The sequence below is a fragment of the Vibrio sp. Vb2880 genome, assembly GCF_033337975.1.
Lineage (GTDB): Bacteria > Pseudomonadota > Gammaproteobacteria > Enterobacterales > Vibrionaceae > Vibrio > Vibrio alginolyticus.
In genome coordinates this window covers 1-21,193 of the sequence record NZ_JAWORT010000017.1, presented here as the reverse complement: position 1 = coordinate 21,193, position 21,193 = coordinate 1, and the positions used below count along the sequence as shown (strand labels likewise).

Sequence of the window (21,193 nt, the reverse complement as noted above, 5' to 3'; positions counted from 1 at the left end):
GGTATAAAAAAACCCGAGCATAAACTCGGGTTTTGATTGGTATTCAGAAAGGCGTGTTAGCAAATCACTTTGATTGCTAGACCACCTTGAGATGTTTCGCGGTATTTCGCGTTCATGTCTTTACCTGTTTCTAGCATGGTTTCGATAACCTTATCTAGAGAAACAGTTGGAGCTGAAGAGCGACGTAGTGCCATACGAGTAGAGTTGATTGCTTTTACTGCCGCAATACCGTTACGCTCGATACATGGAACCTGAACCTGACCTGCAACTGGGTCACACGTTAGACCTAAGTTGTGCTCCATTGCGATTTCTGCTGCCATACATACTTGCTCTGGGCTACCACCCATAAGCTCAGCAAGGCCTGCTGCTGCCATAGAACATGCCACGCCAACTTCACCCTGACAGCCAACCTCTGCACCAGAGATCGACGCGTTACGCTTGTAAAGACCACCGATTGCGCCAGAAGCTGCAAAGTAACGGATGTAATCTTTTTCAGTCACAGTTTGGATGAACTTATCGTAGTAAGCCAGTACCGCAGGGATGATGCCACACGCACCGTTAGTTGGTGCTGTAACAACGCGGCCACCTGCTGCGTTCTCTTCGTTTACTGCGAAAGCAAACATGTTTACCCAATCAACAACAGACATTGGGTCGTTTGTTGTCTTTTCTGAAGTAAGTAGCTGCTGGCGAAGTGCTGCTGCACGGCGAGGCACACGCAGTGGACCAGGCAAAATACCTTCTTCATTCATACCGCGATCCATACACTCGCGCATTGTGCGCCAGATGTTTGCGAAATAAGTACGAGTTTCTTCATCTGAATGAAGCGCATGCTCATTCTTCATGGTTAGTGCGCTGATGGACAATCCACTTTCGTGGCATTGGTTAACCAGTTCCTCTGCCGTTGTAAACGGGTAAGGTACTTTTACTGGGTTTTCAGCTTCTTTACCGAAATTTTCTTCATCAACGATGAAACCACCGCCGATAGAGTAGTAAGTTTTTGAGTACGCCTTTTCGTCATCAATCCAAGCGTGGATCTGCATGCCGTTTTCGTGTAGCTCTAGGTTTGTTTTGTGGAAGTTCATTCCACCTTCACGTGGGAACGATACTGTGTGACAGTGCATGCCAACAGGAAGGCGTTCAGTTTCTTCTACACGAGCGATAAAGCCCGGGATAGAATCGATATCAACTTTCTCAGGAGTGTTGCCTGCAAGACCCATGATTATAGCAATATCTGTGTGGTGACCTTTCCCTGTCAGTGATAGTGATCCATAAACGTCAACGGTGATTTTAGTGATGTCGCGCAGTTTTCCCATTGCACGAAGATCATCAATAAACTCTTTACCCGCTTTCATTGGGCCTACAGTGTGTGAGCTTGAAGGTCCAACACCGATTTTATAGATATCAAAAACACTAATCATATCGATTACCTCAGAAGAAAGCCTCCCAAGGGGAGTTGGGAGGCTTAATTTTATCGTTATATTTTTGGATTAATCATACTGCAACGGGCAGAGATGATTAAAGAGCGCCGTAGATTACAGAACTAATTGCAGCAAGACCACAGATTGCTGTGAAAATTTGCACAGGTGCTGAAGTTTTGTACTTAGCCATCGCAGGAACTTTTTGCATTGCGAAGATTGGCATCAAGAATAGGATTGCCGCAATCATCGGTGCACCCATTGTTTCAATCATACCTAGGATGCTTGGGTTAACGATAGCAACGATCCAAGTTGTGATTACAATGAAGATTAGAGACATCTTCTCGATCTTGCTTACTGGTGATTTTGAACGAGATTTCACTAGACCAACTAGACCTTCGTGCGCACCTAAGAAGTGGCCAAAGTAGCTAGAGGTGATCGCTGCGAAAGCAACCAATGGACCCATGTAAGAGATCAGTGGAGATTCATGCACGTTTGCTAGGTAAGAAAGAACAGAGATGTTTTGCTCTTGCGCTGTTGCTAGTTGCTCTGGAGACAGAGAAAGTACAACAGAGAAAACGAAGAACATAACAAAGCCCATCAGCATCATTGCTGCGCCACCAGTGATAGCGTCAGTTTTCTTAACTGCGTCATCACCATATACACGACGTTGCTCTTTAGAGAACTGAGAAATGATTGGGCTGTGGTTGAAAGAGAACACAATAACAGGGATTGCTAGCCATACGATAGCTGGCATTGCACCCCAGTCAGGCGACACTTCCATCATTGAAGTGTTCCAACCAGGAATTAGGTATACAGACAATGCTAGTAGGATGAACACGAGAGGGTAAACCATTGCTGAAGTTGCTTTCAGCATAAGCTCTTTACCGAATACTACACCTGCTGTCATTGCAGCAATAAGCGCACCAGAAAGTAGCCAGCGAGGAATAGATTCCATGCCCATTTGGTTAACTAGGAAAGAGTCAACTGTGTTTGTGATACCAACACCGTAGATAAGTACGATTGGGTAGATAGCGAAGAAGTAAGCGAACGTAATAAGGTTTGCGCCAGTCTTACCAAAGTGCTCTTCTACTGTGTCGGTGATGTCCGCTTCAGGGTTTTTCGCAGAAAGAACGAAACGAGCTAAAGATTTGTGTGCGAACCAAGTCATTGGTGCTGCGATTAGGGCTAGGATTACTAATGGCCAAAAGCCACCTGCACCTGCTTTAATAGGAAGGAACAGTACACCTGCACCTACTGCCGTACCAAAAAGGGACAGACACCAGGTAAAGTCTTTGTAAGAAAACTTACTAGACGATTGTGCGGTAGAAACCGCAGAAGTAGTTGTATTCATTTTTTAGTTACTCATTTTGGGAACAGGAAATAAGTCGGGAGTAATTTTGCAAGATTTTACACTAGGAAAATTAGATCTAAATCATTTATTGCTTACGCTTATTGAATGATATGTCAAAAACCTGCTTTTTATCACGAAAATGATGTGCTACTCGTGATTTCTGCTAATGAGTAAAATTAGAAAAACTTATCAATAGGGTTGTTTGTATAAATTTATTTCACCGCAAGCGTTTGCGGTGAAAATGGAAAATTAATCTAATGTGAATGAATGTTTATGAAGCAACGTTTTATTAATATTGATGCGCATAATGATCGCGCCTATAAAAGCACCGATATCAACAACTGTTTAATGTGAAATAATATGTTTTTGCATTGATTCGATAATTTGTGCCGTCATGCCCCAGATGAAATGCTGTCTATATGGGATAGCAAATACACGATGACTGCTTCTTTTTAGGTCAAATTTGGTGCTATACAATTTTTTGGGGTTCAGAATATGGTTGGCAGGAACCTCAAAAACTGACTCTACTTCATTTGGGTCAATATGCGTTTTATATTCCGGAGAAACAAAAGCCAAAAAAGGTGTCACATTAAATTGACTAATCGTTGGTAGTGTAGGCAGTTGGCCAAACACATGAATATGCTCATCTTCTATCCCAACTTCTTCTTTGGTTTCTCTTAAAGCGGTATTCACGAGCTGAATATCTTCCTGCTCATATTTGCCACCGGGAAAGCTGATTTGTCCCGGATGATGGCGTAAGTGGGCTGCGCGCTTAGTCAGAATGACTTGTAACCCGTCATCGCGTTCCACAAAACCGATTAAGACTGCCGCATCTCTCAGGGACTTTTCTTTCATCCATTTCAGTCGTGCAAGGGACTCTTTGTGGTAGCCCGTTGGAAGCCGAAATTGAAAGTTCTGTAGTAAATGAGTTTTGTCGATAACCAAACTGAGTCCTTATTTATCGTGCCTAACCATTATCTATTATACTCAAAGACGGCAAAGCGTATGGCGTTATCGTTACTGGTTACCAAATAAAGCATTCGCATTAAAACACTCGCCAGCACTTTCCCTCTTTGTGTTGTGTGTCTCACTCTGCTTGAACATATTAATTTGAAACTTATAAGGTTATACACCATTCTTTATTTTAGGACGTCACTATAGGGCAAGTATTGGCCAATGAAAGGGATTATTTTCACCGAGTTCATGGAGTTAGTGGAAGAGAAATTCGGTCTTGATGTGTTAGACCAAGTTCTCGACCTTTCTAACGATGAAGGTGTTTACACCGCTGTTGGTAGTTACGATCACAAAGACTTGGTTAAGTTGATCGTGAATCTCAGTAAAGTATCTGGTGTTCCCCCCGAGCAACTGCAAGAGGTGTTTGGAGAGTGCGTTTTTTTGAATTTACTTCGCTCTATTCCTAGTCACGCCAGTTTGCAACAGTGTGAAACGACGTTTCAATTTGTTCGCCATGTTGAAGACTTTATTCATGTCGAAGTTAAGAAGCTCTATCCTGATGCTAACCCTCCGCAATTTGATTTCATTAGTGAAAACCAATCCCAATTGGTATTTGACTACCACAGCGCAAGATGTATGTCTCACGTATGCTTAGGATTGATAAAAGGTTGTGCTGCACATTTTGGTGAGGTAGTTCATATCAAACATCAAAACCAGTCAGAAGATGGCAGCAAAGTACGTTTTTGGTTAGAGGCTCAATAAGAACAATATGACGGGAAGTTCCTCATTAGAAAGGAAACTCAAACGAGAAGTTGCATCAAGAAAAGCAGCTGAGCAGCTGTTGGAACAGAAAAGCTTAGAGTTATATGAATCCAACCAGCAACTCAGTGTTGCATTGAAAAAGCTGGAGCTGAAATCTAAAAAGGATCTTCGTAAGTTTGAGTTTGAAGAGCAAATTGATGCGACGTTGATTAAGTTCGGTCGTACTTTTTTATCGAGCACGTTCGATGAAGCAATGATAGCGAGCTTTATTGAGCAGCTCACTTCTAACTCGATCATTTCTGCGGCTTACTTGTTTCTTGACGCTACAAAGCTGAGCTCATTGCGTCGTCATCACTTTGGTCACTTACAGCTTCGTCATAACAACGAGATTTTCACCACTCCTAATTGGCAGGGAGAGAATTTGCATTTGCCAGTTATCATTGATGGGGAAACGGTTGGGGAGTTGATTTTCTCCGTGTTGCAAGATCAAATCGATCAGTCTTTTATTTCCAAACAGATGGAGCTCGTGTCTGACTTAGTTCATGGTGTTATTGGTCGACACTTAAGTTTAGAGCGAGAGGTCGAGCTGAGAAAGCGGGCTGAGGAATCAGAAAAAGCGACGAAGGAGTTTGTCGCCATGATTAACCATGAGCTGCGAACTCCTCTCAATGGCGTATTGGGTAGTGCGGAGTTATTGAGTCGAACCCAATTAGAAGAAGAGCAGCGTCAATACTTGAGTAATCTTATTCAATCAGGGGACTTATTGAGAGTTATCATTAATGATCTTCTTGATTTCAGTAAGATGAATGCCGGTATGATGGAAATCATACATAAAGTTTTTGCCTGGGAGGAGCTTGAAAAAGCCATCATGGGTGTATTTGCAGCTAAGGCTGCGGAAAAACGCATCCATTTCTCTATCGACAAAAAGCTGGGGATTCCAGAATTTTTAGTCGGTGACTTAGAGCGCATTACACAAATTTTGGTTAACTTGGTGGGAAACGCGATTAAGTTTACTCACTTGGGTGGTGTCGTGTTACGGGTGGAATGGCTTAACGGCACGGCTTATTTTGAGGTTGAAGACACTGGTATTGGCATCCCAATAAAAGCACAGCCGTCACTATTTGATCCATTTGTCCAAGTTGATCGCTCGGCGAAACGCAGCTTTGAAGGCTCAGGTTTAGGTCTCGCGATTTGTAAAAACCTCGTGGATTTGATGCAAGGTCAAATTAGCTTTGAGAGTGAAGAGCGCAAAGGGACAACTTTTAAAGTTGCTATTCCTCTTGAGGAAGGGCAAGCACAAGGCACAGCAGAGGGGGAGTTGGTCACCATAGAGCGAAGCGATTTAGCAGGACGCTCAATATTAGTGGTTGATGACATCAGAATGAATCAAGTCATTGTTACTCAAATGCTGAAAAAACTCGACATTACACCTGATTTAAAAGCCAACGGAAAAGAAGCATTAGAAGCGGTGAAAAGTAAAGACTACGAACTGATATTCATGGACTGCCGAATGCCTGAAATGGATGGTTATGAGGCGACGATGTATCTGAGAGAGCGTGGCTTTACTCATCCTATTATTGCATTAACCGCTGGCACTACCATCGAAGAGCGTCAAAAGTGCATTGATTCAGGCATGGACGACATCCTCACTAAGCCGTACACCGCAACCGATATCGAACAGATTATGTGTAAGTGGCTTGAGCAGTAAACGCTGCCTCTTAAAAAGTATGTTTGTTGGCCAACGGCTAAAAGCTAAAGTACATGCAAATAAAACACACAAAAAAACGCACCACACCGGATAATGCCGATCATTTAACGATGTTTTTTGGGTCATTCTAGCGAGCCTTGGCGAGACTAAGAATCTAGTAGCAGCACGATGAGCGGGTAATGAAACAAATTTGACCACAAAGTGCTTGAATAGAAGAACCTGTATCACGCTCCTTCGTCGTTGTGCAGGGTGATGAGATACAGAAATATGCCACTCGCTGTTAAACGAGCGGCATTATCCGTTCTAGAGGCGTTTTAGATTGTTTTCGTCACTAGCATTAAGCGACGTTGTCCGCGGTTGAAATCTACGATTGCAGCGCTGGCAAAATCTTTGAAAGCTTATCCAACGTTTCTTGATACTCAGAGGCGCAATCGCTATCTGCCACGACGCCGCCGCCAGCCCAAGCGTAAAGTTTGTTTTTTTCCGCTACAAGAGTTCGGATAGTAATGCTGGTGTCCATACGACCATGGCGTGAAATGTAGCCAATACTGCCGCAATACGCGCTGCGTCGATGCGGCTCAAGTTCTTCAATGATCTGCATTGCGCGAACTTTAGGTGCTCCCGTAATTGAACCGCCTGGAAAACACGCTCGCAGCAAATCCGCAGGAGCGTATTGTTCATCCAAATTTGCACGAATGGTGCTCACCAAATGATGCACAGCAGGGAAGCTTTCAATATCGAACAGCTTTGGAACGTGAACGCTACCCGGTGATGCAACTCGACCAATATCATTACGCAGCAAATCGACAATCATCAGGTTTTCTGCCTGATCTTTTTCCGCTGTCTGCAAGTCATGGGCATTAGCGTTATCTTGCTTTGGATCTTCGCTGCGTGGTCGAGTACCTTTGATTGGTTTCGTTTCAATGACGCGATCTTTGAGCTCTAAAAAGCGCTCTGGAGAGATACTCGAAATCGAAGACTCTGGCATACGGATAAAAGCGGAAAATGGCGCTTGGTTGGCGGACTCTAATTTTAGATACGCTTGCCACTCACTGCCTTGATACGGTGCGTTAAAGCGCTGCGCCAAATTGATCTGATAGCAGTCACCGCTCAACAAATACTCTTGCACCTTGTCAAAGCGAGTGGCGTAGCTCTCTTTCGTCATGTTTGACTGCCAAGCACCAGACAAAGCGAAGTCAACGGTTTGTTCTGCTTTTTGCTCGTTTAACCATTGCCAAGCTTGCTCGATGTTCTGACCGACTAAGCATGCTTTTTTAAGCTTGTGGTCAACAACAACGGCCCATTCATACAGACCTACCGCCATATCCGGCGTGTTGAGATCTTTTTCTGCCACTTCTGGCATCGTTTCTACGCGGCGACCTAAATCGTAACTGAAGTAACCGAGCGCACCGCCGACAAAAGGCAAATCCAATTCTTTATTTAACTCTACGTGAGGAAGCCACTGTTCTTGCAACTGATGAAGCAGCGTGAATGGGTCATCTTGAGTTGAATAGGCATTCGATGGCGTTTCAACTTGTGTGTTGTCGGCAGTGGTTTCTAACGTTGCAATCGGGTTGGCGACCAACACATCGAAGCGGCTATCGATATGCGTTTTTGATGCAGAACGCAGCAACATCGCCCAAGGTAGGTGTTGAATGCGAGAAAAAAGGTGAAGAGCAAACTCTGGTGCGTATTCCAGCGCTTTAAAATCAATGAATTGATTGTCCATGTTGTTCATTTGTGTAATTTGTGACAAAGAGATCGTTCACTGCATGGCATGTCATGGGCAGCAAGAGTATCATATTCCTCTGTATAGCCAAACTCCCTCTATTCATAGGGTTTTGAGATGGTTTACAAGTAGGCAACTTCAGCATTTCGTGTGTCGATATCAGCCGTTCGACAATTGTTTATAAAAAACGAAGCTCAAAAGAGCAATAAGCTCAACAAACACGATTGAAGCCAAGCCAATAATGGAAGCATAACTATAACGAGGCATGTAATGACGGTAATACGCAAGCAGGATGTCATCAGCAGTGTCGCTGATGCGCTACAGTATATTTCTTACTACCACCCGCTAGACTTTGTTCAAGCTCTTGAAAAAGCCTATCACCGCGAAGAGAGCCAAGCCGCTAAAGACGCGATTGCTCAGATCTTAATTAACTCCCGAATGTCCGCAGAAGGTCACCGTCCAATTTGTCAGGATACTGGTATTGTGACGTGTTTCGTCAACATCGGTATGGGCGTGCAATGGGATTCGACCGACATGACGGTTCAGCAGATGGTAGATGAAGGTGTTCGACAAGCGTACACGAACCCTGATAACCCGTTGCGTGCGTCAGTACTTATGGATCCTGCCGGTAAACGTATTAATACCAAAGACAACACGCCTGCCGTCGTACATATCAACATGGTTCCGGGCGATAAAGTTGAAATTCAGATCGCTGCGAAGGGCGGCGGTAGCGAAAACAAAACTAAGATGGTGATGCTAAACCCATCTGACGATATTGCTGAGTGGGTAGAAAAAACGCTACCAACTATGGGGGCGGGCTGGTGTCCTCCTGGCATGCTTGGCATTGGTATCGGCGGTACGGCTGAAAAAGCAGCGGTATTGGCAAAAGAATCTCTAATGGAACACATCGATATTCAAGAGCTTATCGACCGTGGTCCACAAAACGCAGAAGAAGAGCTTCGTTTGGATATCTTCAATCGCGTGAACAAACTTGGTATCGGTGCGCAAGGTCTTGGCGGTTTGACGACTGTTGTCGACGTTAAAATCAAAACTGCGCCAACGCACGCGGCTTCTAAGCCTGTTTGTTTGATCCCGAACTGTGCGGCGACTCGTCACGTACACTTCACGCTTGATGGTAGCGGCCCAGCAGAGCTAACACCACCTAAACTAGAAGATTGGCCAGATATCACTTGGGAAGCGGGCGAAAATACGCGTCGCGTAAACTTAGACACAATTACTAAAGAAGAAGTACAAGAGTGGAAGACAGGCGAAACGGTTCTTCTATCAGGTAAAATTCTGACTGGTCGTGATGCTGCGCATAAACGTATTCAAGGCATGCTAGATAACGGTGAAGGTCTACCTGAAGGCGTAGATCTAAACGGTAAGTTCATTTACTACGTAGGCCCTGTCGATGCAGTTGGTGATGAAGTCGTTGGTCCTGCTGGCCCAACAACATCTACGCGTATGGATAAATTCACCGACATGATGCTAGAAAAGACCGGCATCATGGGCATGATCGGTAAAGCTGAGCGTGGCCCTGCAACGGTTGAATCTATCAAGAATCACAAAGCGGTTTACCTAATGGCTGTAGGTGGCGCTGCATACTTGGTGGCGAAAGCGATCAAGAAAGCTCGCGTTGTCGCATTTGAAGATTTAGGTATGGAAGCGATTTACGAATTTGAAGTTGAAGATATGCCAGTAACAGTGGCTGTCGACTCAAATGGTGTTAACGCGCACCAAATTGGTCCAGACACTTGGAAAGTGAAAATTCAAGAGATGGAAGCATAAGGCAAAGGGCAATCTTGCTGCGTCTCAGTAGAGAGAATGTGACAAGGTGCTGATTTACCTAGCAAACAATTGACAAAAGTGCAGCGAAACCTGCACTTTTTGTCTATATAATTAAGGATATAAACCTTTAGGCATAGCAATCAAACGTTATGCGAACAATAATTAGGAGACGGCATGCCTCGTTTTATTCAGATTCTACAAATTATTCTTGCTGTAGTGATAGGTGGCTTTGTTGGCTATGACTTGATTCTTCACGGTATCAGCATCTTTGATGAAAAGTACGTGACCATCACATGTGTGTTGTGGTTGATTTTAGAAATCGCTCTATTTGTTATCTATAAGTTAATCGAAGACGACTAGGCTTAAAGAAAGCGGGTTCCTGTTTAACATAGTAATCAGCGCATATAGAGTTACTAATGCTGTAGATTAAGTAAGCCTCTGAACCACTCAGGGGCTTTTCTTTTTTAACACAGCATTAAGCCGGATGTTTTGTTCATCTTTTATTAAGGTATATAAAGTTAAACTCATAGGATTCGGGATAGAACAGTATTCATAGCTCGAAATTCGAAGTCGCTGACAACGTTGTTTTAAAGTGGAGTAAGATAAAGAAGCGTAATGAAGAGAGTAAAGAAAGAAGTTAATGACTTTATCAACAGAGGTATGGACTCTAATGTTCGAATTGCTGTCACCGGACTTTCTCGTGCCGGTAAGACGGCATTCATCACGTCATTAGTGAATCAGCTTCTTCATACTGCAACCCATGACAATTTGCCTCTTTTGACTGCGGCTAGAGATAAGCGCCTTATTGGGGCGAAGCGTGAGCCTCAATCGAATATGATGGTGCCACGCTTTGCTTACGATGAGGCGATGAGCCAAATTCATGCCACTCCACCTCAGTGGCCAGTACCGACACGTGATGTGAGTGAGATTCGCTTAGCGCTCAAGTACAAACCAAATAAAACTACGAAAAAGCTGTTGAGTAAAACCGCAATTTTAAATGTTGATATTATCGACTATCCAGGAGAGTGGTTGCTCGACCTGCCTTTATTGGACATGGACTTTGCAACGTGGTCGCAAACTCAGTTTGATGCACTTAAAGGCCAGCGTGGCGATTTAGCCAAAGCTTGGCTTTCTGAACTGGAGAAAGTGGATCTCTTTGCAGAAGTGAATGAGAAACTACTTGAGAAAGTTGCACACACATACACAGAGTACCTTCATTCTTGTAAAGACGCTGGCCTTCATTGGGTTCAGCCTGGCCGCTTTGTATTACCTGGTGAGCTAGCAGGCGCGCCGGTGCTACAGTTTTTTCCGTGTCGTGCTGATTCGGAAAGCAAAGCGCCCAAGGGCAGTAACTTAGCGATGCTAGAAGCCCGTTTTCAGGAATACCAACAGAAAGTAGTGAAAGCGTTTTATAAGCATCATTTTGCGACCTTCGATCGCCAGATTGTACTGGTGGATTGTTTGCAGCCTCTCAATGCCGGTGATGAAGCGTTTTACGACATGCGCCAAGCGCTAGAACAGATCATGCATAGCTTCCGCTATGGTCGTAGTAGCTTTTTGCGTCGTTTGTTCTCACCAAAAATCGACAAAGTGTTGTTTGCTGCTACAAAAGCGGATCATATCACGCCCGATCAGCACCCAAATTTGGTGTCTCTGCTCCAACAACTGGTGCATCCAGCATGGCAAACGGCAGCCTACGAGAATATTGAGATGAGCTGCATGAGTATCGCTTCCATCCAAGCAACCACGACGGGGTTTATTTCCTCTGGAGATAAGACCATCCCGGCGTTACAAGGAACAACATTGGGTGGTGAGCCGATGACTATGTTTCCCGGAGAGGTGCCGAAAAAGCTACCAAATGCAGCTTATTGGCAAAACAACGGGTTTGATTTTACGTCGTTTCGTCCGATGCCCTCACCGAATGATGAGCCAGTGAAGCACATACGCTTAGACAAAGCACTGGATTACCTGATTGGAGATAAATTGAAATGAGTGAGTTGAAGCAAAAACAAGTTTTCTCTGAAAAAGTAATGGAAAAAGATCAGCAATCGAATCAACCGGAGTTGACGGCGCAGCAAACATTCGGCGAAAAAGAAACATTTGTACCTGTTGAAGTTAAAGAAGCGCACCAAGAGACCGAACAGGAATTGCAACTCGAGCATGTCATTCGTCCAAAATCGGGCAGAAAATGGCTCGCGACTGGCGCATTTGCAACTTTTGCTGGTTTGGTTGGCTGGCAAGCGGTGGACTCGGTTATAACCGCAATTCAGGCTTCTGATTGGCTGGCCTTAAGCTGGACGGGGTTTATTGCTGCGATCGCTTCGCTTGGTTTAGGAGCTATGGGTAAAGAGCTTTGGAAACTGCGAAAACTACGAAATCATTTTAGTGTTCAAGAAGAAGCAGAAGCACTTGTTAATAGTGAGAGCGTTGGGAAAGGGAAAGACTTTTGCGAAACCGTAGCAGAACAAAGTGGTGTGATGGCAGAGAATCCGGGCTTTGATCGTTGGCAGAACAGTATTAACCCTGCTCATAGTGACGCTGAAATTCTTGATATGTATGACTCGATGGTGGTGAGCCAACAAGACAAGTTGGCAACGAAAATCGTATCACAGCACGCAACCGAGTGTGCGGCCCTAGTCGCCGTGAGCCCTCTGGCTGCCGCTGATATGTTGCTGGTGGCTTGGCGAAATTTCAAAATGATCGACAACCTCTCCAAGGTATATGGGGTAGAGCTAGGTTATGCCTCTCGCATCAAGTTACTAAGAGCGGTATTTGTCAATATGGCGGCGGCTGGTGCCAGTGAGCTCGCTATTGATGCCAGTATGGATTTGATGTCGATGGATCTTGCTGGCAAAGTTTCTGCTCGTGCGGGGCAGGGACTAGGTGTTGGTATTCTAACGGCACGTTTGGGCTTGAAAGCGATGACCTTATTGCGTCCACTACCCTGGTATCCTGACCGTCAGGTTAAGTTGGGCACCATACGCAAGGCAGTGGCGGCGAAAGTTGCATCAATTACGATGAAACCGTAACGAATATCAACTTTGATGTATAGGATTGCTTGACGCCATTCCAAGCATGATAGAAACTACTGTCAACTTTTCCTGACAGTTGTGAATTGGGATATTTTAAGTGCGTCTTGAAGTCTTATGTGAAGATCGACTCGGCTTGACCCGAGAACTGCTCGATATTTTAGCGTCTAAAAGCATCGACTTGCGTGGTATCGAAATCGATATTAGCGGTATTATCTATTTGAATTGCCCGGATATTGATTTTGATACGTTTAGTGAGCTGATGGCTGAAATCCGCCGTATTCCGGGGGTGAAAGACGTACGTAAAATCCAGTTTATGCCGATGGAGCGCCACAATACGGAGCTGCTCTCGTTAGTTGATAACTTGCCCGATCCGGTTTTTGCCATTGATCTTAAAGGTGCCGTAGACATGGCAAACATGTCTGCACTTTCATTGCTTGGCCTTCACAAGCAAGAAGTGATTGGTACTCAAATCGGTGCTTTGTTACCAAGTGTTCGTTTCTCTCGTTGGTCTGAAGGTGTTAATGGTCGAACGCGGGAAAACCTTGTGATTGATGGCTTGGACTATGTTCTAGAGTTGATGCCCGTTTATATCCGAGACGAAGCGCAAAACTCGACTCTAGCGAGTACTCTAATGACGATTCGCTCTAGTCAGCAAGTTGCCAGAATTGAAGAAGCGCTACCGCTGCATAATCCTCTGGGTTTTGAGCACTTTGTTGGTATATCGAACCGTCATAAAGCACTAATGAACCAAGCTAAGAAGCTGTCTGTGCTTGACCAACCATTGTTGATTGAGGGCGAAACGGGGACCGGTAAAGAAATGCTTGCTAAAGCTTGCCACAGCCGTTCTAGCCGTGCGAGCAAGCCATTCCTAGTTTTGAGTTGTGCTTCGATGCCTGACGATGTAGCAGAAACCGAACTTTTTGGTCATGCGCCGGGTTCATTTAATCATGAACAAGGCCACAAAGGCATCTTTGAGCAAGCAAATGGCGGGACGGTATTTCTTGATGAAATCGGTGAAATGAGTTCGCACCTTCAAATCAAGCTGTTACGTTTTCTACAGGATGGTAATTTCCGTCGTGTCGGTGCAGAAGATGAGATGCATGTCGATGTTCGTATCATCGCTTCAACAAAACATAACCTTGCCGAGCTTTCTGAAGCAGGAATGTTCCGTGAAGATTTGTATTATCGTCTCAACGTACTTACGCTCAGCATTCCTCCGTTACGTAAGCGCTCAAACGACGTTGCACCATTGCTTGAGTTGTTTGTGGCTAAACATGCTCAACAGCTTGGGATTGATAAGCCAGAGTTTGATGATGGTCTAGTTGATGCCCTTGCAAATTATCAGTGGCCAGGAAACATGCGCCAGCTGGATAACATGGTTCTTCGAGCGCTCACGGAAATGGATGGTGATATACTAAACGCGGATCACTTCAATTTACCTCAGCCTCAGTCAGTCGGCGCTGGTAGTGCAACGCTTAACATCGACGGTTCTTTGGATGAGATCATGCGTGATTATGAATCTCAAGTTCTGGAACGTTTGTATCAGTCATTCCCATCAAGCCGCAAGCTTGCTAAGCGCTTAAATGTATCGCATACCTCAATCGCTAATAAACTGCGTGATTACGGTATACGTAAGAATTAATCGAATTGAACGAAAAGACGGAATTAATCATTTGTAATGGAAGATAACAGCTCATCTATCGCCGTTCATAAGTTGGACGGTGACTTGCTTCTTCGTACCGCTGAAATCGGTGACGCAGATATGATTGCCGAATATTTTCAAGCGAACCGAGAATACCTGAAACCGTTTGAACCGAAACGTGAAGAGGCTTTTTTCTCAGTGAACGGTTGGTTGCAAAAGCTTATCAAGCTCAATGAGCTGCATCGAATGGGATTGGGGTATTATTGCCTTTTAGTCAGAGTCTCTTCGGGTGAAATGCTAGGTACGATATCCTTTAGTAGTTTGAGTCGTTTTCCTTTTTATTCTTGTAACGTCGGATATTCTCTCGCTGAAAAAGCGCAAGGGCATGGTTATATGCGTCGTGGATTAACCATGGCTTGCGACTACATGTTTAACGTTCAGAAACTGCATCGTATTCAAGCTGGCTACATGCCTCACAATAAACGCAGTGAATCTGTGCTAGAGCATGTAGGTTTCAATCGAGAAGGGTATGCAAAAGATTACCTTTTGATTAATGGTGAGTGGCAAGACCACGTTCTAACGTCGCTTATTAATCCGAATTGGCAGCCAGAAGGGCGATAGTATGGAACGATTGGAAAAGCAGTTAGCACTTGTAATCGAGCTCGATAAACTCAAAAGCATTTTGCGCCGAACTCGAGTTAAAAGTGCTGAAGGGCGCCTCGAAAATAGTGGTGAGCATAGTTGGCATGTCGCACTGATGGCAATATTGATGGAAGAGCATGCGAATGCACCTGTTGATATTTGCCGAGTGATGAAAATGTTATTGATACATGACGTTGTAGAGATCGACGCGGGCGATACCTTTGTTTATGATACTGCTGCGTCTCAAGAGCAAGCAGAAAAAGAAATTAGAGCCGCAGAGCGCTTGTTTGGTATGTTACCCAGCGATCAGGAGCAAGAGCTATTGGCGCTTTGGCATGAATTTGAAGCCGCGCAGACCGATGATGCTAAGTATGCAAAAGCACTCGATCGGTTAATTCCAATGCTCTTGAACTACCATAATAATGGTCAGAGTTGGAAGGAACATGGTGTCTCACGCGAACAAGCACTTACCATTAATAAACGAATTGAATTTGGCTCTGTTACCTTATGGGACAAAGCGAAAGAGTTGATTGAAGAAGCCACAGAGAAAGGTTGGCTGAAATCGTAATAAAGGAGACTGAATGTCTTATTTGCCTTTGGACGAATACCAAAGAAAATGGATTTTTACGCATCAGTCGATGCCTGTGCCAGAAGAAGATTTGGCTTTTATTAAGCCGATGAGCCAAGCCCGCTCAGCACAATTTTGGAAAGAAAATATCAGTGCTCAAAGCCCTGATATGGATAGACTAAGTTCCCAAGACTGGCCAATGAACGAGGCGAATTGGTCTGAAACTGTGGATTGGATGGCTGCGTGGGAGTCGGATGATCCTGACATGCCAGCGGAAGCTGAGGCACATATCGATTGGCAAGACGATGTAACCGTTTACTTTTGCTACGAGAAGTACAATGTCATCGAAACGAAATGGTCTATTTTTAAAAAGCACTGGAAGAACTTTCTCTTTTATGACGATGGTCCGATACTAATAGGACGTCGCCGTTCGCAAGCACTTTGGTTTGATTCAAAAGGCAATGTGAAACTCGGTGTTCGTCAATAACGAGTTATAAAGCAAAGCCACCTTTCGAGGTGGCTTTGTTTTTCTAAAGGCTGGATAATGGACTCAACACGCCGCCAGCCCCGCGCTCGATAACGTGAGTATAGATTTGCGTGGTTTTTACATCAGTATGCCCTAATTGTTCCTGAACAGTTCTAATGTCTGCGCCAGATTCCAATAAGTGCGTGGCAAAACTGTGTCTTAGTGTGTGGCAAGTTACAGTTTTCTCAATGCTTGCGTCGCTTGCCGCGCGCTTTACCGCTCTTTGTATTGCGCTTTCATTGATATGATGCCTTCTGAGTTCACCAGTGTCTCGATCTGCGCTTAACTTTGTTGATGGAAACAAAAAGTGCCAGTTAAAATCTAGCTCCGCTTTTGGGTATTTACGTCGTAAACCTTCAGAGATGTATACGCCCGCATAACCAGGCATGTGCCTATCTTTAAAGTAATAGTTTCTTGCTAAATTAACTTGAGCTTTGAGTGGTTCATGCAGTTCTTTGGCTAATGTGACTGTACGATTTTTACCTCCTTTTCCTTGCCAAACGCGAACTGCACCATAATCATAATCGATGTCTTGAACTCTTAAGCGTAAACATTCCATAACTCGAAGCCCGGAGCCGTAAAGCAGCTGAATATGGAGTCTATACCTCGGGTCGATATGCTGAACGAATCTTCGGATCTCTTCCCTGGTTAACACAACGGGAAGTTTCTTTTCGGTTAAAGATTTCTGAAATCTCATATCAAGTGATAGTGGGGTTTTGAAATAATCACGATATAAAAATGATATTGAGTTCAGCGCCAAAGCTTGCGTTTTTACCGCAACTTTTTCTTCTACCGCTAAGTAACTCAGAAATTGAATGACATCATCTTCTGCTAGTGTTGATGGGTGTGCAAGCTGGTGAAAAGTGATAAAGCGTTTTATCCAAAATAGATAACTTTCGATAGTTTTATTCGCATAATGACGAGTAAGCATGTGCTCTTTTACACTAAGTAAAAACTGACTTTTCATGATAAATTAACCTGTTTATTTATACAGCTCCGTTAATGTATCACCACTTTTGAAATTAGCGTGCTGTGCGCCGCCTAATTGCGCGCGCTACCACACATATTCATACTGTTTTTCTATTTGTTTCATACATATAAGTGCTACGATTGATAGCGCTTTTGATAAGAAAGAAGGCGGTAGCCTGCCAGAAAAACGGCAAGTCGCCGTATAGAAAGCGTTAGTTGCCAACGAGGAAAAATGTACCTAAAGCAGAATGTTTAGGGCCAATATCCGTGTGTTTTTGGCTAGGTTTTCGTATTTCAATTTCTAGTTATTAGGTGTTGTGAAAATCGTGCTTTGGTTCCTTGCGCGATTTGGGTTTTCTGTTTCAGAAGCTGATTAGCTTGTTGAAAGCCTGCTCTGCTGCATTATCGTTCCAAAAGGTTTGTTTGGTGTTCAAATTCCGTTTTCTACGGCGCTGTAAATTCCAAGTGGTTTCAGTGACAGGCGCTTTGAAACTGCGCCTGATCTAAGTATCTCAAGATACGAAATATGGGCGTTGGCAAAGTCCAGTAAACTTCAAGTCACTGCCTTGGGCTTGGCAACTAACAAACTGTTCAAGAGGGATTCCCAACGCTTGGCGGTTTGGTGTTAAATTTGGTAAACGTGTTTACGGTGCTGTTTTTAAGTAAGGTGGTGGCGTTGGTCACCCCTTAACAGGGCGTTATGTGCCAAAGCGTCAAAGGAGAACTATGTTCAAAAAATTTTTGCTAAAGTCTTTAGTTAAATTTAAAGCTAGAGAACGGGTTTATCTTGGCTCTAAATCGTCATTGGAAAATAACGATATGTACTTTATCTGGGCTAAGGATTCGAAGAAATATTATCTGGAATCAATTGAAGGTGAAAATGTCCTAACTTTCCATTATCCAGACCCTGACAGTGATGATGCTGAGACTCACAAGATACCGTTCTCTCAACTGTCTCAATACGACTTGTTGATTAAACATCATTATCGCTTATGGCAATTAGAGTATACAACGTTGCTTAGTGCTTATATTTATAATGTTCTTGGTATTAATCGTGTTAAGTGGTTTTTCGAACAAAGTCGAGATAAAAAAACGATTAGTTATTACGAAAGATTTGAATTGTTAAGTGTGGTTCTAAAACATAGAGATGCGTCAAATAAAGTCAATTTCTATGCACTAAAGCGTGAAATTTATGGGAACAGCTCGGAAAATAGAACTGACTATACCCATAACATGGACTTGCGCTGGAAACTATTAGCCTTACAAGAAAGTGGAGATGTTAGTTTTAAAGATGAAGTTCTCCATCTGTCTAACATAACTGTGAACCCACAGGCTCTGAATACACTTTCGGCTTATCAAAGAGAGGAACGAAAGCACCGTGACAGTATTAGGATGGCTCGCATTCAGCAAACCATCGCATTTCTATTGTTTATTTCCGCAGTTATAAATGTGTACTTTACACATATAGCAGATAAAGGCACATAACAAAGCATTTAAGAGTGATTCCCAACGCTTGGCATTTTTCATTTCATCGTTGGGTATTGTGTTTACGGTGGTCTGGTTAAGTTTCGTGGTAGCGTTGCTCACACCTTAATGCGGCGTTAGGCGACATGAGCGAAACGATAGAGTAGTGATAGTATCTTGGCGTGAATCTAGCTTCAGTTAACAGAAAAGGAGTGGGTTAATGAATGGCAAAGCATTTGATAACTGGCAAAAATCGCGAAAGAAAGGATGTTTAAATTGGCTGTTCAGAACAACTTTCGTCACAGCCATCTTGTACATAATTTTTAATGTTATTTTCCTTTATCCATCTTCTGATGCGGCAAGCATTACGATTTTCTTATCGGATAATGCTCTTAATTACTCAATTTACACGATCGGGATGTTTTTCGCATTTTGGGCGATTTGGCTATACAACGAATCTTCGTATGAGAAAGAAGTTAAACGTAGAAATGTCGCCTAACAAACTGTTTAAGAGGGATTCGCAACGCGTGGCATTTTTACTGTGCGTTGGTTCAAGTGATTAAGGTGGTATGCAGCGGCTTCGGTATTGCGTTGCTCACCCCTTAACAGGGCGTTAGTTTACTTTGTATCATTGAAGTAGTAGAGGTTACTTAATATCGTGAATAAGATTCTTATGAAAATAAAAAAAATATGTGTCTATATCGATCAGATAAAGGCATACATAAATGACGATCCTGAAGAACCAGGCTCCTTTAGCAGTTATCGAAGTTCAATTCTAGATGCTGCTGCGTTAATATTAATTGTCATATCAATGGCAACAGTTTTTGGTTTTTTTGCTGGACTAACGTATGAAGAAATTGTCACTGTATATCATCAGATATTTGGTGAAAACTTCGGTCAAACATCATTTATGATAAGTATGTTTGTAATAATAGTTCTCAACGCAACCCTCTTAATTGTTACTGATTATCGGATGCTTAAATTCATAGATAAATTAAGGCTATTATTCCAGACTTATACTGTAACAATGTGTGTAATTGTGCTATTCGGAAGTATAATTAGTACACATACGCTTTTTAAAAATGACCAGATATTTGTTCTTATTTTAATATTTTCATCATTGACTGTGACTTTGTTTTTTACTTGGTTGAATAAAATTGACGCAAAAAAGTTGAGTATTGAAAACAAGCAATGTATAGGCTTTTTGGCTATTTGGACAATGTTGGCTGTTATCATGCAATATAAAAGTATTGTTATGCTTCATTGAATCAACAACCAGTATAAGAAAACTAACAAGGCGTTTAAGGCGGATTCACAACGCTTGGCGATCTCGCATCAAGTTAGGTTAAGTGTTTAAGGTACAATGGTTTAGGCTTGGTGGTTGGCGTTGTTCACCACTTAACGCGGCGTTAGGTTTCTCCACGGGAAACATCGAATACAAGGATTTTGGGTCATGGATTATGAAACGAAGCTACAACTTGCGCACAAAGAATTAAGTGACAAAGGTGTTTGGAAGTCGAACTACAATCCCCCACTTGTAAAGTCGTTACGTAAACTAGGACTGTGTTTTCCACCGCCTTATTATCAAAGCTTCTTTGCAAACGTTATGCTTTGTGCGACTTTCTTTGCTCCTGTTTGGGGAGTATTTCAATGGTTTCTTGTGTGGAACGAGTTAGGTAAACCAGTTTTAGAAGCAGTTTTCATTTCGTTACTTACTGGCGCTTTGTTTGGCTTGGTTATGGCAACCTTCTATTACATTAGGCGTAAGCAATTAAATCTAACAGATTGGGGTTCACTGGGGGAATAAGCCCAAAACCTAACAAATTGTTCAAGAGTGATTCGGCACGCGTGGCATTTTTACTATGCGTTAAGTTCAGTGGTTAACGCGGTATGCGGAAACCTCGGTATTGCGTGCCTCACACCTTAACAAGGCGTTAGCATGCGGGAGTAATATGAAGAAAATTCTCATCATCGGTAATTCTGGCTCAGGCAAGAGTTGGTTGTCGAAACAGTTATCCCGAAAACTTCATTTGCAAGAAGTTAACTTGGACTCGATTGTATGGGAGCCAGGTGGCTATAATCAAAAACGCTCCACCGGAGCAATCGAAAATGAAATTGCTAGTATAAAGTCTCAATGCAACTGGGTAGTTGAGGGAGTATTTGGTGCTTTAGCCGAACAGCTTATTTTTTCTGCTGACATGCTGTTGTTTTTGGATTTGGAATGGTCTGAATGTGAAAGTTCTCTTTATGCTCGTGGTTCGGAGAGCTCGAAGCAACTTAATGAGGAACAGGCGGAGAAGAATTTTTGTGAATTATTAAAATGGGCTTCTGAATACTCGGTTCGCGAATCCAAAAGTTCACGACAGTTCCATCAGCAATTGTTCAGAGATTTTCACGGTTCTAAAGTACGTTTCACAACACGCTCTCAAGTGAATGAGTTTGTAGCGGAAACAACATGCTAACAAACTGTTTAAGAGTGATTCGCAACGCGTGGCATTTTTACCATGTGTTGATTTTAGTGATTTAGGTGGTGTGCGGAGGCTTTCGTATTGCGTTGCTCACACCTTAACAGGGCGTTAGAACTTACTACTGAAAAATCATAGAGCGAGAAATGAAAGAGTTACTTTTATTATCAGCTTT

20 protein-coding genes are annotated in these 21,193 nt (G+C 43.2%); 15 read left to right on the top strand and 5 right to left on the bottom strand.

Annotated features, from left to right (window positions below):
• Nucleotides 1–56: 56 nt before the first annotated feature.
• From R7M92_RS17420 to R7M92_RS17410, 3 genes are all read right to left on the bottom strand, one after another.
• The gene (locus tag R7M92_RS17420; protein ID WP_005376899.1) at nt 57–1,418 is read right to left on the bottom strand and encodes an L-serine ammonia-lyase; all 1,362 of its coding nucleotides are present in this window, start codon (nt 1,416–1,418) and stop codon (nt 57–59) included.
• A 97-nt stretch (nt 1,419–1,515) separates the two neighbouring features.
• Entirely contained in the window at nt 1,516–2,769 is a 1,254-nt protein-coding gene (locus tag R7M92_RS17415) for an aromatic amino acid transport family protein (RefSeq protein ID WP_005388284.1), read from the bottom strand.
• A gap of 345 nt (nt 2,770–3,114) precedes the next feature.
• Nucleotides 3,115–3,714, bottom strand: coding sequence for a CoA pyrophosphatase (locus tag R7M92_RS17410; protein ID WP_005376901.1), 600 nt, complete (start codon nt 3,712–3,714; stop codon nt 3,115–3,117).
• A gap of 231 nt (nt 3,715–3,945) precedes the next feature.
• Between R7M92_RS17410 and R7M92_RS17405 the strand changes: the two genes are divergently transcribed.
• On the top strand, nt 3,946–4,485 hold the full coding sequence (locus R7M92_RS17405; protein WP_005388282.1) for a heme NO-binding domain-containing protein: 540 nt from the start codon (nt 3,946–3,948) through the stop codon (nt 4,483–4,485).
• 7 nt (nt 4,486–4,492) lie between these two features.
• Nucleotides 4,493–6,193: an ATP-binding protein gene (locus R7M92_RS17400; protein ID WP_318071020.1), complete on the top strand. Its 1,701-nt coding sequence runs from the start codon at nt 4,493–4,495 to the stop codon at nt 6,191–6,193.
• Between the two features lie 364 nt (nt 6,194–6,557).
• On the opposite strand, the gene pabB is transcribed toward R7M92_RS17400, so the two are convergent.
• Entirely contained in the window at nt 6,558–7,922 is a 1,365-nt protein-coding gene (gene pabB, locus R7M92_RS17395) for an aminodeoxychorismate synthase component I (RefSeq protein WP_138940465.1), read from the bottom strand.
• Between the two features lie 270 nt (nt 7,923–8,192).
• Here pabB and R7M92_RS17390 point away from each other — a divergent pair, with 270 nt between their 5' ends.
• From R7M92_RS17390 to R7M92_RS17355, 8 genes are all read left to right on the top strand, one after another.
• Complete coding sequence (locus R7M92_RS17390; protein ID WP_005376905.1) at nt 8,193–9,710, top strand: fumarate hydratase; 1,518 nt, start codon at nt 8,193–8,195, stop codon at nt 9,708–9,710.
• 174 nt (nt 9,711–9,884) lie between these two features.
• Entirely contained in the window at nt 9,885–10,070 is a 186-nt protein-coding gene (locus R7M92_RS17385) for a hypothetical protein (protein ID WP_005376906.1), read from the top strand.
• 255 nt (nt 10,071–10,325) lie between these two features.
• Nucleotides 10,326–11,702: a YcjX family protein gene (locus R7M92_RS17380; RefSeq protein WP_318133872.1), complete on the top strand. Its 1,377-nt coding sequence runs from the start codon at nt 10,326–10,328 to the stop codon at nt 11,700–11,702.
• Nucleotides 11,699–12,739, top strand: coding sequence for a YcjF family protein (locus R7M92_RS17375; protein ID WP_064354116.1), 1,041 nt, complete (start codon nt 11,699–11,701; stop codon nt 12,737–12,739). The genes R7M92_RS17380 and R7M92_RS17375 overlap by 4 nt, the downstream gene beginning before the upstream one ends.
• Before the next feature lie 100 nt (nt 12,740–12,839).
• Nucleotides 12,840–14,384 (top strand): transcriptional regulator TyrR, encoded by a 1,545-nt coding sequence (gene tyrR, locus R7M92_RS17370; RefSeq protein ID WP_017820442.1) that lies wholly within the window; start codon nt 12,840–12,842, stop codon nt 14,382–14,384.
• 36 nt (nt 14,385–14,420) lie between these two features.
• The gene (gene rimJ, locus R7M92_RS17365) at nt 14,421–15,005 is read left to right on the top strand and encodes a ribosomal protein S5-alanine N-acetyltransferase (RefSeq protein ID WP_213876434.1); all 585 of its coding nucleotides are present in this window, start codon (nt 14,421–14,423) and stop codon (nt 15,003–15,005) included.
• A gap of 1 nt (nt 15,006) precedes the next feature.
• A complete protein-coding gene (locus tag R7M92_RS17360; protein ID WP_005376917.1) occupies nt 15,007–15,594 on the top strand; it encodes an HD domain-containing protein in 588 nt (195 codons plus the stop codon).
• 13 nt (nt 15,595–15,607) lie between these two features.
• Nucleotides 15,608–16,081 (top strand): DUF2947 domain-containing protein, encoded by a 474-nt coding sequence (locus R7M92_RS17355; protein ID WP_017636094.1) that lies wholly within the window; start codon nt 15,608–15,610, stop codon nt 16,079–16,081.
• A 43-nt stretch (nt 16,082–16,124) separates the two neighbouring features.
• Here R7M92_RS17355 and R7M92_RS17350 read toward each other — a convergent pair whose 3' ends face one another.
• On the bottom strand, nt 16,125–17,087 hold the full coding sequence (locus R7M92_RS17350) for an integron integrase (RefSeq protein WP_017636093.1): 963 nt from the start codon (nt 17,085–17,087) through the stop codon (nt 16,125–16,127).
• Nucleotides 17,088–17,815: 728 nt separating this feature from the next.
• On the opposite strand from R7M92_RS17350, the gene R7M92_RS17345 reads away from it, so the two are divergent.
• The 5 genes from R7M92_RS17345 (at nt 17,816) to R7M92_RS17325 (ending at nt 21,015) form a co-directional block, all read left to right on the top strand.
• The gene (locus R7M92_RS17345; RefSeq protein ID WP_136977444.1) at nt 17,816–18,574 is read left to right on the top strand and encodes a hypothetical protein; all 759 of its coding nucleotides are present in this window, start codon (nt 17,816–17,818) and stop codon (nt 18,572–18,574) included.
• 199 nt (nt 18,575–18,773) lie between these two features.
• The gene (locus R7M92_RS17340) at nt 18,774–19,052 is read left to right on the top strand and encodes a hypothetical protein (protein ID WP_033007115.1); all 279 of its coding nucleotides are present in this window, start codon (nt 18,774–18,776) and stop codon (nt 19,050–19,052) included.
• Nucleotides 19,053–19,226: 174 nt separating this feature from the next.
• The gene (locus R7M92_RS17335) at nt 19,227–19,820 is read left to right on the top strand and encodes a hypothetical protein (RefSeq protein WP_203346223.1); all 594 of its coding nucleotides are present in this window, start codon (nt 19,227–19,229) and stop codon (nt 19,818–19,820) included.
• 186 nt (nt 19,821–20,006) lie between these two features.
• Nucleotides 20,007–20,360, top strand: coding sequence for a DUF6404 family protein (locus R7M92_RS17330; RefSeq protein WP_005377023.1), 354 nt, complete (start codon nt 20,007–20,009; stop codon nt 20,358–20,360).
• A 145-nt stretch (nt 20,361–20,505) separates the two neighbouring features.
• Nucleotides 20,506–21,015 (top strand): ATPase AAA, encoded by a 510-nt coding sequence (locus tag R7M92_RS17325; RefSeq protein ID WP_047104285.1) that lies wholly within the window; start codon nt 20,506–20,508, stop codon nt 21,013–21,015.
• Nucleotides 21,016–21,193 lie beyond the last annotated feature (178 nt).

Coding starts and splice junctions, on each gene's coding strand:
- rimJ (WP_213876434.1), top strand. CDS start 14,421: ATGGAAGATAACAGCTCATCTATCGCCGTTCATAAGTTGGACGGTGAC.
- R7M92_RS17420 (WP_005376899.1), bottom strand. CDS start 1,418: ATGATTAGTGTTTTTGATATCTATAAAATCGGTGTTGGACCTTCAAGC.
- R7M92_RS17355 (WP_017636094.1), top strand. CDS start 15,608: ATGTCTTATTTGCCTTTGGACGAATACCAAAGAAAATGGATTTTTACG.
- R7M92_RS17390 (WP_005376905.1), top strand. CDS start 8,193: ATGACGGTAATACGCAAGCAGGATGTCATCAGCAGTGTCGCTGATGCG.
- R7M92_RS17405 (WP_005388282.1), top strand. CDS start 3,946: ATGAAAGGGATTATTTTCACCGAGTTCATGGAGTTAGTGGAAGAGAAA.
- R7M92_RS17375 (WP_064354116.1), top strand. CDS start 11,699: ATGAGTGAGTTGAAGCAAAAACAAGTTTTCTCTGAAAAAGTAATGGAA.
- R7M92_RS17385 (WP_005376906.1), top strand. CDS start 9,885: ATGCCTCGTTTTATTCAGATTCTACAAATTATTCTTGCTGTAGTGATA.
- R7M92_RS17325 (WP_047104285.1), top strand. CDS start 20,506: ATGAAGAAAATTCTCATCATCGGTAATTCTGGCTCAGGCAAGAGTTGG.
- R7M92_RS17340 (WP_033007115.1), top strand. CDS start 18,774: ATGAATGGCAAAGCATTTGATAACTGGCAAAAATCGCGAAAGAAAGGA.
- R7M92_RS17345 (WP_136977444.1), top strand. CDS start 17,816: ATGTTCAAAAAATTTTTGCTAAAGTCTTTAGTTAAATTTAAAGCTAGA.
- pabB (WP_138940465.1), bottom strand. CDS start 7,922: ATGGACAATCAATTCATTGATTTTAAAGCGCTGGAATACGCACCAGAG.
- R7M92_RS17400 (WP_318071020.1), top strand. CDS start 4,493: ATGACGGGAAGTTCCTCATTAGAAAGGAAACTCAAACGAGAAGTTGCA.
- R7M92_RS17415 (WP_005388284.1), bottom strand. CDS start 2,769: ATGAATACAACTACTTCTGCGGTTTCTACCGCACAATCGTCTAGTAAG.
- R7M92_RS17360 (WP_005376917.1), top strand. CDS start 15,007: ATGGAACGATTGGAAAAGCAGTTAGCACTTGTAATCGAGCTCGATAAA.
- R7M92_RS17350 (WP_017636093.1), bottom strand. CDS start 17,087: ATGAAAAGTCAGTTTTTACTTAGTGTAAAAGAGCACATGCTTACTCGT.
- R7M92_RS17330 (WP_005377023.1), top strand. CDS start 20,007: ATGGATTATGAAACGAAGCTACAACTTGCGCACAAAGAATTAAGTGAC.
- R7M92_RS17335 (WP_203346223.1), top strand. CDS start 19,227: ATGAAAATAAAAAAAATATGTGTCTATATCGATCAGATAAAGGCATAC.
- R7M92_RS17380 (WP_318133872.1), top strand. CDS start 10,326: ATGAAGAGAGTAAAGAAAGAAGTTAATGACTTTATCAACAGAGGTATG.